This window comes from Lactobacillus sp. M0393, assembly GCF_016102025.1.
GTDB lineage: Bacteria > Bacillota > Bacilli > Lactobacillales > Lactobacillaceae > Lactobacillus > Lactobacillus melliventris.
Map to the genome: position 1 here is coordinate 117,122 of NZ_JACFPK010000002.1, position 20,314 is coordinate 137,435.

General features: G+C 36.0%; 22 protein-coding genes. 21 read left to right on the forward strand and 1 reads right to left on the reverse strand.

Annotation, left to right across the window (positions count from 1 at the left end; translation table 11 throughout):
* Positions 1 to 60 precede the first annotated feature (60 nt).
* The 21 genes from ftsA to H3R29_RS02015 all read left to right on the forward strand — a co-directional run bounded on the left by ftsA (position 61) and on the right by H3R29_RS02015 (position 19,201).
* The gene (gene ftsA / locus H3R29_RS01915) at positions 61 to 1,419 is read left to right on the forward strand and encodes a cell division protein FtsA (RefSeq protein ID WP_198202409.1); all 1,359 of its coding nucleotides are present in this window, start codon (positions 61 to 63) and stop codon (positions 1,417 to 1,419) included.
* Between the two features lie 14 nt (positions 1,420 to 1,433).
* Positions 1,434 to 2,771, forward strand: a complete 1,338-nt coding sequence (ftsZ, locus tag H3R29_RS01920; RefSeq protein WP_187156577.1) for a cell division protein FtsZ — start codon at positions 1,434 to 1,436, stop codon at positions 2,769 to 2,771.
* A gap of 15 nt (positions 2,772 to 2,786) precedes the next feature.
* On the forward strand, positions 2,787 to 3,227 hold the full coding sequence (locus H3R29_RS01925) for a cell division protein SepF (RefSeq protein WP_122025985.1): 441 nt from the start codon (positions 2,787 to 2,789) through the stop codon (positions 3,225 to 3,227).
* Positions 3,227 to 3,532 (forward strand): YggT family protein, encoded by a 306-nt coding sequence (locus H3R29_RS01930; protein WP_110446024.1) that lies wholly within the window; start codon positions 3,227 to 3,229, stop codon positions 3,530 to 3,532. The genes H3R29_RS01925 and H3R29_RS01930 overlap by 1 nt, the downstream gene beginning before the upstream one ends.
* 176 nt (positions 3,533 to 3,708) lie before the next feature.
* On the forward strand, positions 3,709 to 4,539 hold the full coding sequence (locus tag H3R29_RS01935) for an RNA-binding protein (protein WP_232352195.1): 831 nt from the start codon (positions 3,709 to 3,711) through the stop codon (positions 4,537 to 4,539).
* Entirely contained in the window at positions 4,506 to 5,312 is an 807-nt protein-coding gene (locus H3R29_RS01940; RefSeq protein ID WP_198202411.1) for a DivIVA domain-containing protein, read from the forward strand. The genes H3R29_RS01935 and H3R29_RS01940 overlap by 34 nt, the downstream gene beginning before the upstream one ends.
* A gap of 220 nt (positions 5,313 to 5,532) precedes the next feature.
* Complete coding sequence (ileS, locus tag H3R29_RS01945; protein WP_198202413.1) at positions 5,533 to 8,322, forward strand: isoleucine--tRNA ligase; 2,790 nt, start codon at positions 5,533 to 5,535, stop codon at positions 8,320 to 8,322.
* Positions 8,322 to 8,528 (forward strand): cold-shock protein, encoded by a 207-nt coding sequence (locus H3R29_RS01950; protein WP_122025989.1) that lies wholly within the window; start codon positions 8,322 to 8,324, stop codon positions 8,526 to 8,528. The genes ileS and H3R29_RS01950 overlap by 1 nt, the downstream gene beginning before the upstream one ends.
* Before the next feature lie 14 nt (positions 8,529 to 8,542).
* Positions 8,543 to 9,106, forward strand: a complete 564-nt coding sequence (locus tag H3R29_RS01955; RefSeq protein ID WP_046324752.1) for an NUDIX hydrolase — start codon at positions 8,543 to 8,545, stop codon at positions 9,104 to 9,106.
* A 1-nt stretch (position 9,107) separates the two neighbouring features.
* A complete protein-coding gene (locus tag H3R29_RS01960; protein WP_187156580.1) occupies positions 9,108 to 9,446 on the forward strand; it encodes a hypothetical protein in 339 nt (112 codons plus the stop codon).
* 18 nt (positions 9,447 to 9,464) lie between these two features.
* The gene (locus H3R29_RS01965) at positions 9,465 to 10,163 is read left to right on the forward strand and encodes a 5'-methylthioadenosine/adenosylhomocysteine nucleosidase (protein ID WP_198202415.1); all 699 of its coding nucleotides are present in this window, start codon (positions 9,465 to 9,467) and stop codon (positions 10,161 to 10,163) included.
* Complete coding sequence (locus H3R29_RS01970) at positions 10,164 to 11,315, forward strand: cysteine desulfurase family protein (RefSeq protein ID WP_198202417.1); 1,152 nt, start codon at positions 10,164 to 10,166, stop codon at positions 11,313 to 11,315. It begins immediately after the preceding gene.
* Positions 11,316 to 11,368: 53 nt separating this feature from the next.
* Positions 11,369 to 11,710 (forward strand): DUF1831 domain-containing protein, encoded by a 342-nt coding sequence (locus H3R29_RS01975; protein WP_046324756.1) that lies wholly within the window; start codon positions 11,369 to 11,371, stop codon positions 11,708 to 11,710.
* A 5-nt stretch (positions 11,711 to 11,715) separates the two neighbouring features.
* On the forward strand, positions 11,716 to 12,840 hold the full coding sequence (mnmA, locus tag H3R29_RS01980) for a tRNA 2-thiouridine(34) synthase MnmA (RefSeq protein ID WP_198202419.1): 1,125 nt from the start codon (positions 11,716 to 11,718) through the stop codon (positions 12,838 to 12,840).
* Between the two features lie 118 nt (positions 12,841 to 12,958).
* Positions 12,959 to 13,615 (forward strand): histidine phosphatase family protein, encoded by a 657-nt coding sequence (locus H3R29_RS01985; protein WP_198202421.1) that lies wholly within the window; start codon positions 12,959 to 12,961, stop codon positions 13,613 to 13,615.
* A complete protein-coding gene (locus tag H3R29_RS01990) occupies positions 13,612 to 14,256 on the forward strand; it encodes a tetratricopeptide repeat protein (RefSeq protein ID WP_198202423.1) in 645 nt (214 codons plus the stop codon). The genes H3R29_RS01985 and H3R29_RS01990 overlap by 4 nt, the downstream gene beginning before the upstream one ends.
* The gene (locus tag H3R29_RS01995) at positions 14,253 to 16,628 is read left to right on the forward strand and encodes an ATP-dependent RecD-like DNA helicase (RefSeq protein WP_198202425.1); all 2,376 of its coding nucleotides are present in this window, start codon (positions 14,253 to 14,255) and stop codon (positions 16,626 to 16,628) included. The genes H3R29_RS01990 and H3R29_RS01995 overlap by 4 nt, the downstream gene beginning before the upstream one ends.
* A 9-nt stretch (positions 16,629 to 16,637) precedes the next feature.
* On the forward strand, positions 16,638 to 17,027 hold the full coding sequence (locus H3R29_RS02000; RefSeq protein ID WP_198202427.1) for a DUF1828 domain-containing protein: 390 nt from the start codon (positions 16,638 to 16,640) through the stop codon (positions 17,025 to 17,027).
* Positions 17,028 to 17,123: 96 nt separating this feature from the next.
* The gene (locus H3R29_RS02005; RefSeq protein WP_198202429.1) at positions 17,124 to 17,837 is read left to right on the forward strand and encodes an ABC transporter ATP-binding protein; all 714 of its coding nucleotides are present in this window, start codon (positions 17,124 to 17,126) and stop codon (positions 17,835 to 17,837) included.
* A gap of 132 nt (positions 17,838 to 17,969) precedes the next feature.
* Positions 17,970 to 18,644 (forward strand): ABC transporter permease, encoded by a 675-nt coding sequence (locus H3R29_RS02010; RefSeq protein WP_198202431.1) that lies wholly within the window; start codon positions 17,970 to 17,972, stop codon positions 18,642 to 18,644.
* Between the two features lie 11 nt (positions 18,645 to 18,655).
* Positions 18,656 to 19,201 (forward strand): GNAT family N-acetyltransferase, encoded by a 546-nt coding sequence (locus tag H3R29_RS02015; RefSeq protein ID WP_198202433.1) that lies wholly within the window; start codon positions 18,656 to 18,658, stop codon positions 19,199 to 19,201.
* A 137-nt stretch (positions 19,202 to 19,338) separates the two neighbouring features.
* On the opposite strand, the gene H3R29_RS02020 is transcribed toward H3R29_RS02015, so the two are convergent.
* Positions 19,339 to 20,289, reverse strand: a complete 951-nt coding sequence (locus H3R29_RS02020) for a diacylglycerol kinase family protein (RefSeq protein ID WP_198202434.1) — start codon at positions 20,287 to 20,289, stop codon at positions 19,339 to 19,341.
* Between the last annotated feature and the right edge of the window lie 25 nt (positions 20,290 to 20,314).

The following is a 20,314-nucleotide window of genomic DNA, read 5'->3' on the forward strand; positions in this document are numbered from 1 at the left end:
CTGATTTTAGGCTGGTTTTATGGTAAAATTTTTTTAGGTAGCACTGACGGGGGGATAATTTTGGACAATTCGAATTTATTAGTGGGCTTAGATATTGGTACTACAAGTGTGAAAGCGGTTGTAGCTGATTCTGGTAAAGTTATTGGAGCTGTTGCAGTTCCTAATAAAGGGATGCGACATGGTAATATAGTTGATATTGATGAAACTGCTGCTGCGATTAATAGGGCACTAAAAGAAATAGCCAAAAAGACAAATGCAAATATTTATCGAGTAGTAACAGGTATACCTGTAGGTATGCTCCAACTTGAAACTGCAAGTGATCTAGTTAATGTCAGCGATAATGGTCAAGAAGTAGGTAACCATGATGTCAGGCGAGTAGTTCGTGCTGCTATCAGGTCTGCTGTGAAAAACGAACGGGAGCCTATTTCTTTTTTGCCAAGCCGTTTTCTAATTGATGGTAAAACCGAAGTCGATGATCCTCGAAAAATGATTGCACATTCTTTGTCGGTGCAAGGCATCATGTTAACAGCACCGGCCAGTCCTTTGCATAATATAAAAAAGGCTATTGAGCGTGCTGGCTATTCCAATAACTTTTTTATTCCAACTCCACTTGCTATTGCCAGCGTGGCTTTAAATGAAAGTGAACGCCATTTTGGTTCAATTATCCTCGACTTAGGTGGAGGAGTTACGACGGCTACGGTAATTCATAATAATCAAATTAAATATGCTAATATCGATTTTGAAGGCGGCAGTGATATTAGTAATGACATTTCGGTTGTTTTAAGTACTTCTAACAAGGATGCAGAACAAATAAAACTTGATTATGGTTATGCTGATCCTAGCTTGGCATCTGCTAAAAATAAATTTGCCGTTAACAGCGTTGGTTCAAATGGCCAGCAAATGGTTGACGAAAAATATTTAAGTGAAATTATTAACGCCAGGGTTATCCAGACTATTGACAGAATTGAAAAAGGCTTGGTTAAACATGACGCCTTGAAGTTACCAGGTGGCATTATTATTACTGGCGGAAGTAGTCTTTTGCAAGGTTATGATAGTATTATAGCTAATACTTTGAATGTCAAGGCGCGAATTTATCAGCCTGACCAAATTGGAATGCGTAATCCAATTTACTCAGCGGCTTACGGAGTAGTTAACTATGCATATAAGATGTCAGATATTGATTTCTTAGTAATTAGTGCTATTTATGGCAGAGGTGCTCTCAGTCAAGGGGAGCAGTCTACTCAAGAAAAGCCAAAAACTTCTAAAAGAACAGTTACTGTTAATGAAACTAAAAGAAAAGAAGAATATAATAGACATGAGTTACTAAAGCGAGAGCAATCTCCGCATAGTAAAACAAAAAATAATGTGCAAAATAAAGATAAAGGCTTTAAGAACTTCTTCAAAAAGTTCTTTGATTAAAGGTGGTTAATTAGATGGATTTCACGTTCGATTCAGACGACAATAAAAATGCTGTCATCAAAGTTATTGGTGTCGGTGGTGCTGGTGGTAATGCTGTTAATCGAATGATTGATGACGGTGTGCAGGGAGTTTCCTTCGTTGCTGCTAACACTGATGTACAAGCATTAAATAGTAATAAAGCAGAAAATAAAATTCAGTTAGGCCCTAAGTTGACAAGAGGACTTGGAGCAGGCTCTCACCCTGAAGTTGGCCAAAAGGCTGCAGAAGAAAGTGAACAGACAATTGAGGATGCTTTAAAGGGCGCGGATATGATCTTCATTACTGCTGGAATGGGTGGTGGTACTGGAACTGGTGCTGCACCAATTGTAGCTAAGATTGCCCGCGAAACAGGTGCTTTAACTGTTGGCGTTGTAACTCGTCCTTTTACTTTTGAAGGTCCAAAAAGATCAAAAAATGCCGCTGAGGGTATTGCACAGTTAAAGCAGTACGTTGATACTCTTGTTATTATTGCCAATAACCGTTTGTTGGAAATGGTTGACAAAAAGACACCAATGATGGATGCCTTCAAAGAAGCTGACAATGTTTTAAAACAAGGTGTTCAGGGTATTTCTGACTTAATTACTTCAACTGACTATGTCAACTTGGATTTTGCTGACGTTAAAACTGTGATGGCTAATCAAGGCGCTGCTTTAATGGGTATTGGCCGTGCAAGTGGCGAAAATCGCACTGTTGAAGCTACAAAACTGGCAATTTCTTCCCCTCTGCTCGAAGTATCGATCGATGGTGCTAAGCAGGTACTGCTAAATATAACTGGTGGTCCTGACTTAACTTTGTTTGAAGCGCAGGATGCCTCAGAAATCGTTTCTAAGGCTGCAGGTGACGATGTTAACATAATTTTTGGTACTTCTATTAATCCTAATTTGGGAGATGAGGTTGTAGTTACTGTTATTGCGACAGGAATCAACTCTCAAGCAGAGGAGGAAGCATCAAAGCAGCTCCCGGGTCATAGTCACCAGATTAAATCTCAATCAGGTCAAGCTAATACATCTCCAGAAAGAAAAATTAACTCAGTTAAAAGACCTATGGAGCAAAATACGGCAGTAAGTGAAAATTCCGGTGCAGTTCAAAGTGCGCCCAAACATAAGCCAATGGTTGATCCAACAAGTGTTTGGGGTTTGGATAACGATGATGAGGGCAACCGTCGGTCAACTCCTTTTACAGCAAATCAAGATGATAGATCTAGTTCATTTGATGAAGACGATCAAAGTAGCATTTCACAAATCGAAACTAATGCTTTTGATGATGACGATACTGATGATATTCCATTTTTCAGGCATCGTGGTGAAAACTAATAGGAGGCAAGAGAAATGGCTTTTAGTAAAATAGGCAAATTTTTCGGCGTGGCAAATGATGAAGATGAAATGTTAGATGACGATTATGCAGAAGAGCAGCAGTTAAGTGATGAAGATAATTTTCCTGCTGGTACTGTTAACCGTGACAAAGTTGTTTCCATTAAATCTGGTATGAATGCTGCCAAAAGCAAAATTGTGCTTTATGAACCACGTGTTTATTCAGATGCTAAAGAAGTTGCACAGAATTTATTGAATAATAAAGCGGTAATAATTAACTTCAGTAGAATGGAAGATGCATCAGCCAGAAGAATCGTTGATTTTATTACAGGTACAGTGTACGCTTTAAATGGTGAAATTCAACGTATCGGCGATAAAATTTTTTTAGCGACTCCGCCGAAGTTTGTCACGAATGGCAAAATTAGTGATCTAGTTGATAAGAAAGATTCTTTAAGTTAATGGCAGCAAATATCATATATTACGGCATTAATATTATTGACTATGTAATATGGATTTATAGTATAGTCATGGTAATTGATGCAATTTTAAGTTGGGTTCCCTCTTTACGCGATTCAGCTGTGGGTCGCATAATTAATCGCGTAATTGATCCTTATTTGAATATTTTTCGGAAGGGGCCAATTGCCAGACTGTCTAATGCCACTGGATTAGACATTTCATTTTTAATCGGTTTGCTTTTACTTTATTTTGTCCAAGATTATGTTTTAAATTGGATTGCAAATATTTTATTTCATTTATTTGTTTAACCTCCAATCTTAATAAAGAGCTGGTAAATTTCGTTTTAACTTTGACGGAGTTACTAGCTCTTTATTTATCAGTTGGCTTAATTATTTCCTAAAATAAAAGAAAATCACAGTTCATGCTATAATAATTTACGAAGTGACAGAGTAGTAATTTCACCTTCACTATTAGGGGGCAGTTCTTGAAAGTATCTAATATCTCAAAACGTAGTTTTTATATTAAAAATGTGGTCTTTAAGGGAAATTTATCTGACCAAAAAACAGTTGATAGAATGAATGGGCTTATAAATGATGTCATTTATAAACATCAAAAAGTTTTAACTGAATTTTTAGACCCAGGGGAAAGAGATATTTTAAAAAAGCTGGCTGGAAATGAAGTTTGCCTGCAAAGCTTTGGTGGCTATTTAAACGCTGAAAAAAAGAGAGTTGTTATAACAGAAGATTGGGCTACTGTTTCACCTCTGTCATATCAAATCTCTCTTTTTGAAATTGAATATCCTCAAAAATTTGTTTCTTTGACACATAGTGATGTATTAGGAAGTATAGCAAATGCTGGAATAGAAACGTCTACATTTGGTGATATTATTACGGATGGGAATGGGCGCTGGCAATTTTTTGGCAAAAGTGAACTAACTGATTTTTTCCAATATGAAATTACTCATATAGGCCACACAAAAGTTAAATTAAGGCCTATTTCAAGTGAAAAAATATTAGCAGTTGAAGATGAAAGTAAACACTTAACTGTAATTGCTTCTTCATTACGATTGGATGCAGTTTTAGCAGCGATAGCTAAACAGAGTAGAAGCCAAATTAAAGCAAATATTAAGAATAATTTAGTTAAATTAAATTGGCATACTATTAAAGATTTTAATATAATAATTGAAGAAGATGATGTTCTTAGCCTAAGACATTTTGGCAGATGTAAGATTATGAGTAATTCAACGACAAAAAAAGGCAATTATAAGGTGGTATATAAGCTATGGCAGACGAAAAGAAAGATACGCAGAAGCTGACTCCGATAAAAATTCACAATAAAGAATTTAAAAAAAGAGGATTAAGTGGATATGACAGGCATGAAGTTGATAGTTTTTTAGATCAAATTATTAACGATTATGGTGATGTATTAGATCAAAATGTTGATTATAAAAATAAAATAATACAATTACAAGATCGAGTTTCAAATTTGCAAAAGCAAGTTGCACAGTATCAGCAGAATGAAAATGCTACTAAAGAAGCCATAAATAATGCCAAGATCAAAGCAGAAAGAATTATCAATGACGCTACAGTTCAGGCAAATAATGCAACTGAGCAGGCTAAAATTGATACTGATTATCAGCGTCAGCAACTGGAAACTATTAAGTTAGATTATGAACGGGTCAAAAAGGAAACTTCCGGTTATCGCAGGTATATACAAGAACTTTTACAAAAAGCAATTGAGAATCTGAATGACGAAAAGTGGCAAAAAGCTCTTGATCAATATTTTGATACAGAACGATTTTATCCTCCAGATGGTGCAGAACCAATCATGCTCACCGATGAGGACGAGGATGTCGATGAAGACGATGACGATGATACTGATGAGGAAGATGAGGATTTTGAGGTTGACAACGATACGGATGATGAAGTAAACTTTGAACAAGACTCTGAAGAAACAAATAATAGTCCTCAACCGATGACCGGTGACAGTCCTAGTATTGAAACTGTTAATGACGACGATGCTGCAGCCGATAATAATTCTGGCGGAACTACTATTATTTTTCCGGATGACTATAAAAATCATAAATGACAAACTGACAGTAAAACTTGCGAGCAATTCAGCGAATTAGTGAGGGTGTGAGTCTAATATAAGAGCTTAAAAGTTGATCAGCTGTTAATGATGGTTTGTCACGGTAGTTGCACGATACGCAATTCATTAAGTGGAGTTTAGCAACTCAATTTAGGTGGTACCACGATATTAACCTCGCCCTAATTTTAGGACGAGGTTTTTTGATAGGAAGGATTAAAAAATGAGAGTGAAAGATACACTTAATTTAGGTAAAACTAAATTTAAGATGCGGGGCAATTTGCCAGTACGTGAAGCACAATGGCAAAAAGAATGGGAAGAAAATAAATTATATGAACAGAGATTAAAATTAAACAAAGGCAAGCCAAGATTTGACTTGCATGATGGTCCTCCCTTTGCAAATGGTAATATTCATATTGGTCATGCGATGAATAAAGTATCTAAGGACATAATCGTTCGCTTCAAAAACATGAACGGTTATTATGCTCCTTATGTTCCGGGTTGGGATACTCATGGTTTGCCAATTGAACAGCAATTGACTAAACAGGGCGTTGACCGCAAAAAAATGAATCTTGCGGATTACCGTCAACTTTGTCAAGATTTTGCCAGTAAAGAAGTTAAAAAGCAAATGACTGACTTTAAGCGCTTAGGCGTAATGGGAGACTGGGACCACCCATATATTACTTATCAACCAGAATATGAGGCAGAAGAAATTCGCGTCTTTGGTAAAATGTATGAAAAAGGATATATCTATAAAGGTAAAAAGCCTGTTTATTGGTCTCCTTCAAGTGAATCAACATTAGCCGAAGCTGAAGTTGAATATCACGATATTAAATCACCTTCAATTTATGTTTCATTTCCTGTAAAAGACGGTAAAGAAATTCTGAATCCTGAGAAGACATATTTCTTGATTTGGACAACTACACCTTGGACTATTCCTACTAACCAAGGGATTACAGTCAATCCAGGGTTTGATTACTCAGTAGTCCAGGTTAACGATAAGCGTTACGTTGTTGGAACTGATCGTTTAGAAGCCGTTGCTGAAGAATTGGACTGGAATGACTATGAAGTGGTGCAACATCTTAAGGGTAGTGAAATGGACCGTATGGTTGCTAAGCATCCTTTGTATGATCGTGATGCCATTTTAATGAATGCGATGCACGTTACTGCTAGTGATGGTACTGGCTTAGTTCACACAGCTTCCGGCTTTGGTGAAGACGACTATAATGTTGCTCAAAAATATGGTCTACCTGTATATAGTCCTATGGATGACAAGGGCTGCTTTACTGCAGATATTAATGATCCTGATTTAGCTGGCTTATTTTATGATGATGCGAATAAAGTTGTCAGCGAAAAATTAAAGAAGTCAGGGAATTTACTCAAGTTAAGTTTCTTTACCCACTCTTACCCACATGATTGGCGCACCAAGAAGCCCGTAATTTACCGTGCTACCACACAATGGTTTGCTTCTGTTGCTAAGTTTCGTCAGCAAATTCTTGACCAAATTGATCAGGTTAAATTTACGCCTTCTTGGGGTCAATTACGCTTACACAATATGATTAAAGATCGTGGTGACTGGGTAATTTCCAGACAGCGTGCTTGGGGTGTTCCACTGCCAATCTTTTACGCAGAAGATGGCACTGCAATTGTGACGCCAGAAACTATCGAGCATATTGCCCAGATTTTTGCTAAAGAGGGCTCAAATGCTTGGTATAAGAAGACTGCTAAGGAATTATTGCCCGAAGGTTTCACTTCTGAACATTCTCCAAATGGTAAGTTTACTAAAGAAAAAGATATTTTGGACGTTTGGTTTGATTCAGGGTCTTCCCATCAGGCTGTTATGGCCAAAAGACCAGATTTGAAATTTCCATGTGATCTTTACCTTGAAGGTAGTGACCAATACCGTGGGTGGTTCAATTCAAGTCTGATTACTTCTGTAGCTGCCACGGGTAAGGCACCTTATCGTGGTATTTTGTCACAGGGCTTTGTTTTAGATGAAAAAGGACATAAAATGTCTAAATCGTTAGGTAATGTAATTTCTCCAAACGATGTCATCAAACAAATGGGTGCAGAAATAATTCGGTTATGGGTTGCCTCAGTTGACACGACTTCTGACGTTGCCGTTTCACAAGATATTTTACGTCAAACTTCTGAAAGTTATCGTAAAATTCGGAATACTTTCCGTTACATGCTGGCTAACACCTCAGACTTTGATCCGCAAAAAGACCGTGTGGTTTATGAAAATCTCAATTCTATTGATCAATACCTGGAAGTTAAACTTAACGATTTAGTTAAAACTTGCCTTGACAGTTATGAACGTTACGACTTTAATAATGTATATAAAAAGGTATTTGCCTTTATCTCAAACGATTTATCAGCATTTTACCTGGACTTTGCCAAAGATGTTCTTTATATTGAAAGCAAAAATAGTCATGCGAGAAGATCAATGCAAACTGTAATCTATGACGCAGCGGTAAAACTTGCTAAAGTCATGACACCAATATTGCCTCACACAATGGAAGAAGTTTGGTCCTTCTTAAAAGAAAAAGAAGATTATGTCCAGCTTGCTGACATGCCTGAAGTTGAACAATATGATAATCATGATGAGCTTCTGGAAAATTGGCAGAAATTCATGAATTTACGTGATGATGTTTTGAAGGTGCTCGAAGAAGCACGTGATCAAAAATTAATTGGTAAATCATTTGAAGCAGCTGTCACAGTTTATCCCACAGATGAGATGAAAACTGTTTTAGCTAACCTTGATGCCAATTTTAGACAAATTCTAATTGTTTCCAAATTAACAATTGCTAATGGTGAGGCACCGGCAAATGCTCAAAAATTACCAAATGGTGCTTTTATAGTTGAGCATGCTAAAGGAGAAGTTTGTCCTCGTTGTCGCATGATTAGAACTGATATCGGAGCTGATAGTGAACTTCCAATGCTTTGCGGTAGATGTGCTAAAATTGTCAAAGAGGATTACCCTGAAGCTGTACAGGAAGGCTTAGAAGAATAATGCGCTACGGAACAGTAAAGCAATTCGATCGTAACAGTAGTTTTGGTTTTATTACTGATAATGAAAACCAGAAATCATATTTTGTTTTTTATACAGCAATAAAAGAAGAAGGTTATCGCCGCTTACAAGTGGGACAAAAAGTTAAATATCAGCTTGCTCAAGGAAAAAATGGACTCCAATGTGTGAACGTATATTTAGCTGATTAACAGGAAAGTGAATAATGGATTTAACAGAAACTGAAATCTCCTCAAAACAAATTTTTACTGGGCGTATAGTTGATCTTTCAGTTAGAACGATCAAATTACCTAATGGTGAAACTGCAACAAGAGAAGTTGTAAAACATCAGCCTGCTTCGGCTGCCATTGCAGTAAATGATAAGCAAGAAATGTTGCTGGTTGAGCAGTGGCGTGAGCCGATTAAAGAGTTGACTTTGGAAATTCCAGCAGGTTTAATAGATGAAACTGATGCCAGTCCATTAGATGCAATGAAAAGGGAATTAAATGAAGAAGGCGGTTATCATGCCGACTACTGGGAAAAGATAACAGAATTCTATTCATCGCCTGGCTTTACTAATGAGAAACTATACTTATTTTATTGTGATACATTAACCAAACTAACTGATAAAAAGGCGCTTGATCCTGACGAATTTTTAACCAGTCACTGGTATAGTTTGGAAAAGTTGAAACAGCTTGCGGCACAAGGTAAAATTGTTGATGCCAAGACATTATATGCAATGAGTGTTTGGGAGAATATGTTGCTTACCAGTGCTAATACAAGGGATTAAAATGACAGAAAAGCGATCTGACTACCGTAAAAAATTAAAAAAGAAAAAAAGCAAAAATATTTTAAATACAATTAAATCTGCTTTTGATGATAATGATGCTGAAGTTGACGTTAATCCTGATTTTACCCGTAATGAAGATGAATTTATACAACCAAATGAATCTTCAAATAAAAGGGCAAAGACTCAGGGGCAGTCTCCGAGAAGAGAAAAGAATAAGTCACAATCTCAACCAACTACCAGTCAAGACAAAGCGTTAAGACTGAAAGGTAAGCTTAATCGTGCCATTCTCATCGTTTCAATTTTAATTATTTTGGTATTATTGGCGTTATTTCACTTATAAATAAAAACGAGGGTAAAAATGAAGATAGCAATTATTGTCCCAATGGAAATTGAGGCTGAATATTATCATAAGTATTTTCACTCTGGTCACAAAGAAATGTTCGGATCTACTACATTCGAGCATTTTTGCGTTAACCACAATGATTTATATATTGGTTTGAGTGGAATTGGTAAAGTCCAAGCTGCTATGAATTTAGCTAGTTTGCTATGCCAGCTTAATATTGATTTAGTTTTTATGACTGGTACAGCAGGATCTTTACAGCCCAATATTCAAAAGGGCGATTTGATTTTAGCCAGTTCATTTGCTTATCACGATGCGCATAATACTCTAGCAGGGGATTATGTTGAAGGACAAATACCGGGTGAACCGGCAGAGTTTGTTTTGAAGTCGACTGTTAGAACACAATTTGCACAGTTTTTGCAGCATGAGAACATTGAATATAAAGAGGGACTTATTGTCACAGGCGATTCTTTCATTGGTTCACAAGCACAAAAAAATGATATTAAGCAAAATTTTGCTCAAGCTTTAGGAGTTGAGATGGAAGGGGCTGCTTTTGCCCAGGTGGCTTATCATTTTAATAAGCCTTTAATAGCTTTGCGAGCTATTTCTGACAATGGCAATCAAGATGCAAATGAAGACTTTGATCAGTTTGCACAAAAAGTGGGTGCTAAAGCGGCTAAAATTATTTGTACTTACATAGAGAAGATGAATTCATAAATGACAGAAATTTACTTGGATAATGCTGCTACGACACCTATGTCTGCCAAAGTAATTAATGTGATAGCTGAAGAAATGAAAAATGACTTTGGTAATGCTTCCAGTACTTATGAATTAGGACGTAAGGCCCGTCATGTCATTGATCTTGCCAGGCAAGAAGCTGCCCGAGCAATCAATGCCAACGAAAATGAGATAATTTTCACCTCCGGTGGATCTGAGAGTAATAATACTGCTATTTTTGGGACTGCTCATAGTCGCAAAAATATTGGTAAACGCATTATCACAACAAAAATTGAACATCCCTCTGTTTTAAAGCCAATGCAGCAACTGGAAAAAGAGGGTTATGATGTTATCTACCTTGATGTAGATACAGATGGTCGGATATCATTGGCTGATTTGAAAAGGGCTTTAACTCCGCAAACTATTTTGGTATCTGTAATGGCAGTTAATAATGAGGTTGGAACAATCAATCCTTTGGCTGAAATTGGTGCAATGGTAAGACAAAGTAATGCCTATTTTCATGTAGATGCAGTTCAAGGATTAGGAAACATTAATCTTGATGTTGCTAAAATGAATATCGACTTATTATCCACTTCTGCTCATAAAATCAATGGTCCTAAGTTTCTGGGATTTTTATATGAAAAAAATTCTATTAAACTACCACCTTTAGTTTATGGTGGGGAACAGGAAACTAAACGCAGGGCTGGAACCGAGAATGTTCCAGGAATTGCAGGTTTTGGAGAAGCTATTAATGAAATTGCAGCTGTGGATAAGAACAAGCTCCAGGCTAATTATCAGAAATTGCAAAAAATTATTTTAAATAAACTTGACCAAGCTCAAATTGAGTATCAAGTTAATGGTGGAACTAGAAAATTTGATTCTCATCATGTTTTGAACTTGCATTTTGCTAATGTCAATACGACTATTCTGCAAACAAACTTAGATTTGGCTGGGTTTGCGGTTTCAGGGGGTTCTGCATGTACCGCAGGAACACTTGAGCCTTCCCATGTTTTAGTGGCTTGTTTTGGTAAAAACTCTCCGCGAATATCTGAATCAATTCGCATATCATTTGGACGTTATACTACTGAGGAAGAAGTTTCTGCTTTTGCAAGTCAGTTGGTTAAAATTGTGGGTAAAATACAAAACAAATAAAAAAATTGCTTTTTTAAAAAGATATGCTTATTATAAGTAAGTGAGGTAATATTATGGCAAATATGGTTATGATTAATGGTGATACACGCAAGTTTACGCTTAGTCCCGACTTGAAATTATACGCACTGATTGATGCCGGTTTTGTTAAAACTGTTAAGGGTAATTTTAATTATGAGCATCCACTTTATAATGATTCACCATATAACGCCCCAACAAAGTTAAAAATGACCATTAACAAGGAAATGACCCGTTTAACAATGGTCGTTACTGATAGAAATGGCTTGCAAAAGGTCAATATTTTTAAAAATAAGCAATTGGCTCCCACAGTGGAACTTTTAAATTATATCTTAAAAGATCTTGAGGAACGTAAAATTATTGTCGCTGTGAAGGATTGATTAATTTGGAAAAGAAAAATAAAAGAGTAGTTGTAGGAATGAGTGGCGGGGTAGACTCTTCAGTTTCCGCCCTTCTTTTGAAAAAACAAGGATATGACGTAATTGGTGTCTTTATGAAAAACTGGGATGATACCGATGATTCTGGTATTTGTACAGCTACTGACGATTATGAAGATGTTAAAAAAGTTGCTGATCAAATTGGTATTCCTTATTATTCAATTAATTTTGAAAAGGAGTATTGGCAGCGAGTTTTTGAGTATTTCTTAAATGAATATAAAAAAGGGCGCACGCCAAATCCTGATGTAATGTGTAATAGTCAGATTAAATTCAAATCCTTTTTAGAGTTTGCTTTCAATCTGGACGCAGATTATATTGCAATGGGGCATTATGCAAAAACTATAACTGATAAAAATGGCATCACACACATGATGCGTCCTAAAGATGGTAATAAGGATCAAACTTATTTTTTAAGTCAGTTAAATCAAAAACAGATTAGCCGCGTTATTTTTCCATTAGCCAATCTCACAAAGCCGCAAGTCCGGGAAATTGCAATAGAAAATGGTTTAGCTACAGCGAAAAAGAAAGATTCCACTGGTATTTGCTTTATTGGGGAAAGAAACTTTCGTAAGTTTTTGAGTGAATTTTTACCTGCCCAGTCTGGTGAAATGATTACGCCAGATGGTAGAGTAGTTGGTCATCATGCTGGCTTAATGTATTATACAATCGGTCAGAGATCCGGTTTAGGCTTAGGTTCAACTAAAGAATCTACAGCCCCTTGGTTTGTTGTCGGCAAAGACTTGCAAAAAAATCAATTGATTGTGGAGCAGGGTTATGACAGCAAGCTACTTTATGCCACTGAATTAGAAGCTAGTGACATGTCATTTTTTACTGGACAGCCCAAGCATGATTTTACAATTCATTGCAGTGCCAAGTTCCGTTATCGTCAACCAGATGTCGGCGTGACAGTTTCTTATGATGCTGCAGCAAACAGGGCCAAAGTATACTTTGATGAGCCGGCTCGCGCTGTAACTCCTGGACAAGCACTTGTGCTTTATCAAGGTGAAGAGTGTTTAGGCGGCGGTAATATCGACTGCGCTTACCAGAATGAGCAGCAACTGCAATTAGTCTAATATAAATGAGTAAGGAAAATGTGTCGTGCATTTTCTTTTTTATTTGTGTTCGTTTTTCTTTTAAACTAATTAAATGATAAACTAGATAGCAACAGCTATAGAAAAGAGTAATTAATGAATGCAAATTTATTTTGTCAGACATGGTAAAACAGAATGGAATTTACAAAGACGTTTTCAAGGAGCTCACGGTGATTCACCACTTTTACCCCAAAGCTTAATTGATATTCAAAAATTAGGCGGTTTTTTAGCTGGCACCAAATTTGCCGGAATATATTCAAGTCCGTTAAAAAGAGCTAAGGCTACAGCGGAAGGCTTAGTAAAAACATTGAGCTGTCCTCTTGCAGTTAAAATAGATGATCGTCTGCGCGAATTCGATTTGGGAGCAATGGAAGGTCTCACTTTCACCGAAGCTCAAACTAATTACCCCAAGCAAGTAACTGATATTTGGGATCATCCCGAAAAATATGACGGTCACAGTATAGGTGGAGAAAATTATTCTGAAGTCATTGCTCGCGGTAAAAGTTTTGGTCATGATATTGCGCTGAAGTTTAAGGCGGATGATAAAGTAATTGCCGTAAGTCACGGTGCGGCCTTAGGGGCAATTATGGGAGGATTATTAGGCTATCCGCTGTCAGATATCAGGCGCAACGGCGGCTTAAGCAATACCAGTCTGACGATTTTAGAAACAAAAGATAAAGGCAAGACTTTTGATGCTTTAGTTTGGAACGAAACAGGATTTTTAGGTAGAAAAATGGTGAATTCAGATTCATTATGATAGAGAAAAGAAAAGCAGCAAGTAATTCCGAAGTTGTTCAAAAAAAGATACACGAATTAATTACTCACATTGATGAAAAGCCAGATAACAGTGAAAACTATTTAAAATTGGCCACCTATTTAATAAAACAGGGTAGCAGCGATCAAGCTACGGAGTTATTAGAAAAGGCTAAAAATCTGGTTACTCATCCGCAGGATTTAGATTATGATTTGGCAGTGTGCTATTACTTGCAAGGTGAATTTAAAAAGGCCTTAAATATACTTAACCAGATTCCCAACGATGATTTAGTTTTATACCAAAAGGCTCTCGTTTTTTTCAAAATTGGACAAAAGCAAAAAGCACTTGCTTATGCTTTAACGATTAAACAAAGAGATGCCAAGACGTGTGAATTGATAGGAGATATTTGGCTTAGTCTTGGGGAAATCAATCAGGCAGAGTCAAGTTATAAAAAAATCAGGAAAGAGCAAAGGACGGCAAAAGTCAATTTCATGCTGGGAATCACAAGTTTGACACAAAACCGTCTAGAAGCAGAAAAGTATTTTGCCAAAGCTAAAGCGCAGGATCCCAAAGTTTTTGCCCAAGAAGAGCAAAAGTATGCTTCTGCACTAAAATTAATAACTAATGCGAGAAAGAAAAAATGACAACTTTTACCGGAAAAATTAACAGAATAGTTTTTGAAAATGACCAGGATCTATATAAGATACTTGATGTCACCATAATTGGCAAACTAGAAAAATACGATCGTGATGAAATTAAAGTTACCGGTAATTTTGGTGATGTCCAAGTTGGTGCAACTTATAGCTTTTCTGGCAGGCTAATTGTTCATAATAAGTTTGGCCTGCAATTTCGCTCAGATAACTATAAACTGGCTTTACCTCATGAAAAAGGCAGTTTAATCAGCTACTTGAGTTCAAGTAAATTTCCGGGAATCGGTAAAAAGGCAGCCAGTGCAATAATTTCAGACTTAGGAATGGATGCACTAACAATTTTAAAAGAAAAACCTGAAAAAGTAGCGACTTTGTCATTAACCAAAAAACAAAAAGATAGTCTGCTAAATGGTGTCAGCTTAATGGATTCTTATTCTGAAACTGTACTAAAATTAGCGCAATTTGGCTTAAATAAAAAAGTAGCTGGTAGACTTTACCAACTTTATCATGGTGACACTCTAACCAAATTGCAAGAAGATCCATATGCTTCTATTGCTGAAGTTACGGGCTATGCGTTTAAAAGTGCCGATCGAATCGGTAGTAAACTAGGAATTAGTTCCGCAGATCCTAAAAGAGTTAATGGCGCTATTTTTCAAATTTTACTTGATGAAGTTGCTAAAGAAGGTAATACCTACATCAAACTGGAACAGTTGCTAACAGAGGCTAGTAAATTGCTTCAAGTTGAGCAATTTGATGTTATAGCTGATTGCGTTAATAATCTCCAGCATCAAGGAAAAGTGGTGGTAATGGGTGAAAATGCAGCGCTGCAAGAAATATATGAAACTGAAACTGATATTGCCAACGCAATGAAAAATCTAGTGGAAAAAAAGCAAAAGAGTTCAAATTACAGTGAAAAAGAACTAAACCTTGCTATTACTCACGCTGAAACCAAGTTGAAAATTCATTATGATAATACTCAAAAAGCAGCGATTAAAAATGCGCTGACTAATCCCATTTCAATTTTAACGGGGGGCCCAGGAACAGGTAAAACAACTATCATTAACGGTATTCTGTTAGCATTGCGTGATTTAGCTAAAATACCTGCTTCATCTTTGTATAGTACGGATCCACCATTTTTGCTAGCAGCACCTACAGGTCGTGCAGCCAAGAGAATGGAAGAAATTACTGGAATTACAGCTAAAACTATCCATCGATTATTAGGACTAGGAATTGGAGAAAATGATGCAACTGATTTGAACGAGTTAAATGGTGAGATTTTAATCATTGATGAAATGTCAATGGTAGATATGTTTTTGTTTAAACAATTGGTTTATAGCATTAATGAAACTAAACATATTGTTTTTGTTGGAGATAAGGATCAGTTACCCTCTGTTGGTGCAGGAAATGTGTTTGCTGATTTGATCAAATCACAAGCTTTTCCCACTACAGTTCTCAAGCAAATCCACCGTCAAGGTGATGATTCCAGCATTATAACACTTGCTCATGACATTAATATGGGTAAAAATGTGCAAGAATTATTTCAGAAAACCAGCAACTATTCCTTCATTTCTTGTCCACCTCATGAAGTTGCTCACGTAGTTAGTCAGATTGTTGAGCGGGCTTTGGCAAAAGGGTTCAATCCCGATGATATTCAAGTCCTAGGAGCTATGTATCAGGGTGATGGCGGAGTAAATAATTTGAATAATGTAATTCAGGAAATTATGAATCCAGCTAAGCCTAACAGTAAAGTTCTGGAAGTACATGACGAGATTTTTCGTATAGGTGATCGTATTCTACAACTGCAGAATAATCCGGAAAAAGATATTTATAACGGTCAAATCGGTAAAGTTCTAGGAATTGATAACGAAAATTCGCAAAAGTGTATGGTTGCTGATTTCGATGATAGGGAAGTTACTTTTAGCAAAAAGGATCTTTTCGATTTAACTAGAGCATATGCAATTACTATTCATAAAGCCCAGGGTTCTGAATTTCCTTTAGTTATCCTTAGTCTGACTATGCAAAATTATGTCATGCTTAAGCGTAATTTGTTATATACTGCCGTTACCCGTGCAGAAAAAAATCTGGTTTTAATTGGTGACCCCCGTGCTTATGAAATGGCTTTGACTACTTCAGGTAACGATCGCAAGACTGGCTTAACTACTAAATTACAAGCGGTGTTAAAAGTTGAGCCCAAGGAAACTAAGAAGCAAATTCCAGCTAAAAGTGACCAAGATGTTGTACCGAATTCTGAAGAAATAAATCCTGAGAAAACGAATTATATTTTGACACCTGAATTGATATACTCTGGGCAGATAGATCCTATGATTGGGATGCAAAATATCAAGTTAGAAACAAGAGCGGGGTAAAAATTCGCTATGATAGGAAAAAATGCTGATTTGAATGAGTTTAAAAATACTCTGCAATTGTGGGTTAATAATCATACTCATGTTTTACTAATGGATCAAAATACTCTGGAAGTTGAAACAATTTATCGTGATTCTTTTAATGAGTCAGTTTATTGTTTTGTAGAAAGAACTGCAAAAGAAAAGTTTATTGTTAGTGATGACGGTCGTTCACTTTTCAAGCTTGACCCTAGTGCAAGTGACGTTGATTTGATCGCAACTATTGGTGATATATCGTTAACTTCGGAATTTGATTTTAATCTCCAAAATGGCGCTATTAGTGCTAAAGCTGACAGACAAACTTTAATCGACACCATAATGCGTTTAGCGCAACTACAAGTAAATATTTCATATCTTAATTAAAAATATTTTTCAAATATAGTTTTCATTGCTTTTTTTTAAAATATAATGATTAAATTAGTAATATTATTTTATTTTAATCTGGGGGGAGCAAAGTCTATGACAATAGTTTTTGATCAGGTAAAGAAAAATTACGGTAAAAAGCCAGTTTTACATGATATTAACATTAAAATCCCTTTGGAACCTACAGTAATTGGTTTGGTTGGACCTAATGGTGTGGGAAAATCAACTATGTTAAGACTACTTGCAGGAGTACTAGAACCAACTGAGGGCACGATCAGGAATGATCAAACGAAAGGATCCTATTTTAAGTGGGCCTGCTTGCACACAAGTTTCGTTGCATCCGGAGAGAGGGGTCTTATGTATAGACTGAATACACTTGAAAACGGAATGTACTTTTCCTCACTTAAGGGAATTAGTACTAAAAGAACGGAAAATAATATTCGTAAGATGGCTCAAGATTTTAATTTTTCAAATGAACTTAATACTTTTTTTCAGAACTTGTCCACTGGCTTAAAGAAAAAAGCTGCTATTTTGGTGGGAGCAGCAATGGGAACAGAAGTTTTACTCTTAGATGAACCCTCAAACGGTTTGGACATAGCTGCTCAAGAGGATTTAGCCTCTTTTATTCTTGATTTAAAAAATAAGAATGGCAATATTATTTTTATTTCATCGCATGACACTCAGATGCTTTCTGGAGTTGTTGATCATTATCTTTTTTTAAGGGATGGCCAAATAGAGAAAAATATTGAACATAAAATGGACGAAAATGACCTAATTTCTGAGTACCGTGGAATTTATAAGCGAAAGTAGGAAACAAAATGAAAAAAATCAAAAAGCTATTTAATATTTTTTTGATACAATTATATTTAGAGCTAAAACTACAAATTCGTTATGTTAATTCTGCTATTAGTTCGCTTGTTTTATATGCCGGAGGTTTCTTAGTTGTTATCCTTTTCACCAACCCTGCCCAGTTGGGAGTTGGGCCAGGCATATGGTACCAAACAAGGGGTTTTATTTACCATTGTTGGCTTTTTGTTTTGGAGTATTGGTATTGCCTCATTGGGTGAATGTAGTAACGGGGTGGAGACTGATGAGCGAACGGGTCTGCTTGAAAGTGAAACTCAATCCGTCTTTCCCTTGTGGGTTCTATACTTTATTCAAACTTTGGCAGAAAACTTATTTGTTTGGATCTATCTCTTAATTATAGGACTTGTAGCCTCGTTTTTTTCAATGTTTACAGTAGCGGAATTATTAAAAGCTATATTATTGACGTTTGCTTTTTCCTTAATTTCCAACTTAGGAATGTTTGGCATCGGAATGATTTTTGCTTCTGGCTCCATTAGACTTAAAAGAATGGGACAGTGGGCTACTATTTTGCAGGCTTTATTGCTAATGTTGTCAAATGTTTATTTTTCAGTATATAATGCTTTTCAGGAGGTTATTCCTTACGTGGGCGGCATAGAAATAGTGCGGCAAATATTTCTTGGCCATGGAGTTTCATTGTCGAAACTGATGTTATTTATAGTGGTAAATGTAATTTGGTTCTTGCTTGGCATTTTAATTTTCAATTATTGTATAAAAAAAGAGCGCAAAAACGGTTCATTTGACGCATTTTAAGTTAGAGAAAGGTGATATTTATTTTAACGTTTGAAAATGTTAAATGGGGAACAAAAAATTATTTTAAAGTAAAAAAATTATATTTAAGTGCATTTCCAAAAAAGGAGCGGTTTCCAATTATTGGCTTGCTTGCAATGGATCTGCAAAAAAGAGTAAATTTTCAGGCCATTTATGATCAGAAAAATTTTATAGGCTTAATTTTCTGGACTTATGCGAAGCAAATCATTTATATTGGCTATTTGGCAGTAGATCCAATCTGGCGTGGCAAAGGCTATGGCAGTGAGATTTTAAATCTAATGAAAAGAAACCATCCAGGTCAGGAAATTGTTTTAGACATTGAACCAGTTATTAAAACAGCAAAAAACTACACTCAAAGGATCAATAGATTATTATTTTACAAACATAATGGCTTCAAACTAACTCAAGATAATTTAGTTGACGCAGGAGGTCGCTATTCGATTTTAACTTCAGATAAACACTTTAAAAAGCGTAGTTTAAGTCAACTGCTTGATCATATGAGTTTTAATTGCTATAAGTATAAAATTGTGAAAAGGTAATAATAACTAGCGGTCTAAATGACTGATATTAAAAAGTGTATATCTTATTAAGGCAAATGTAGTCAAACACAAAAAAACCGAGCATAGCAAATGCTCGGTTTTTTTGTGTTTTCTTGGTAGTGACAAAACTAATTTTTTTAGCGTAAAAGATTAAAACTTGAAACAGAAAAATTAATGTTAAAAATATTACGTTTAATTTCTTCCCCATCTACTTGGGCATATTCTTTTTTTATTGTTGTTACTTTAACTTTATTAGTTTCAAAATAATGAAATTGAGGGTCATTGACATGTGAGCCATCTTTAAGGAGGTTGATAAATAGTTTAATCAATTTGGCTAAGCTAAATTTTTCAACCACCACGGTGTATATTTTATGGCTGTCAATTCTAGCACTGGGTAAAAGGGGCAGACCTCCGCCCAAATAGGGATGATTAGTTGTGGTAACCATGAAAGCATCGTCAAAATGGAATTTTTGACCATTTTTTTCAATATCGACAATAAAAGTATCTTGCTTGGTAACAGTTGCTAAAACATTACAGCCGTAAATTAATTTACCTTCACTAAGATGATTCAGAACCTTTTTCAATTTTGAAATATTACTATTATGGTTGACAAATGCGTCAAAGCCAATGCCAAAGCTATTGGCAAAATAATACTTCTTATTAGGGGCAATATCAGGAAAAATAAAAGTCCCGCAGTCTATCCGCTCTGGTTTAAATTCTTGTTGTAAATGATCTATAATAACTTTCGGATCATTAGTTAAGTTAGCAGCGCGCGCAAAGTCATTACCTGTTCCTGCAGGTAGGTAGGCAATAGGAGTTTTCGGATTTTGGGATCTTTTAATTCCGTTTAGCACCTCATTAAGAGAACCATCACCACCGATTACTAACAAAATTTCCGTGGGTGAGTGCTTTTGGTCACCATATTCTTGCGCAATATAAATAGCTTCCCCAGCATAAGTACTTTTTCGCAAGTCAAAGTTAATGTTTTCATTGATTAATAAAGCTGTGGTTTTCTTGAGTGCTTTTTTGGCACGCCCGTTACCAGCTACTTCATTAACCAAAAGATGTATTTTTAATTTGTTATCCATAAAATTTCATTCATTACATAAAAAG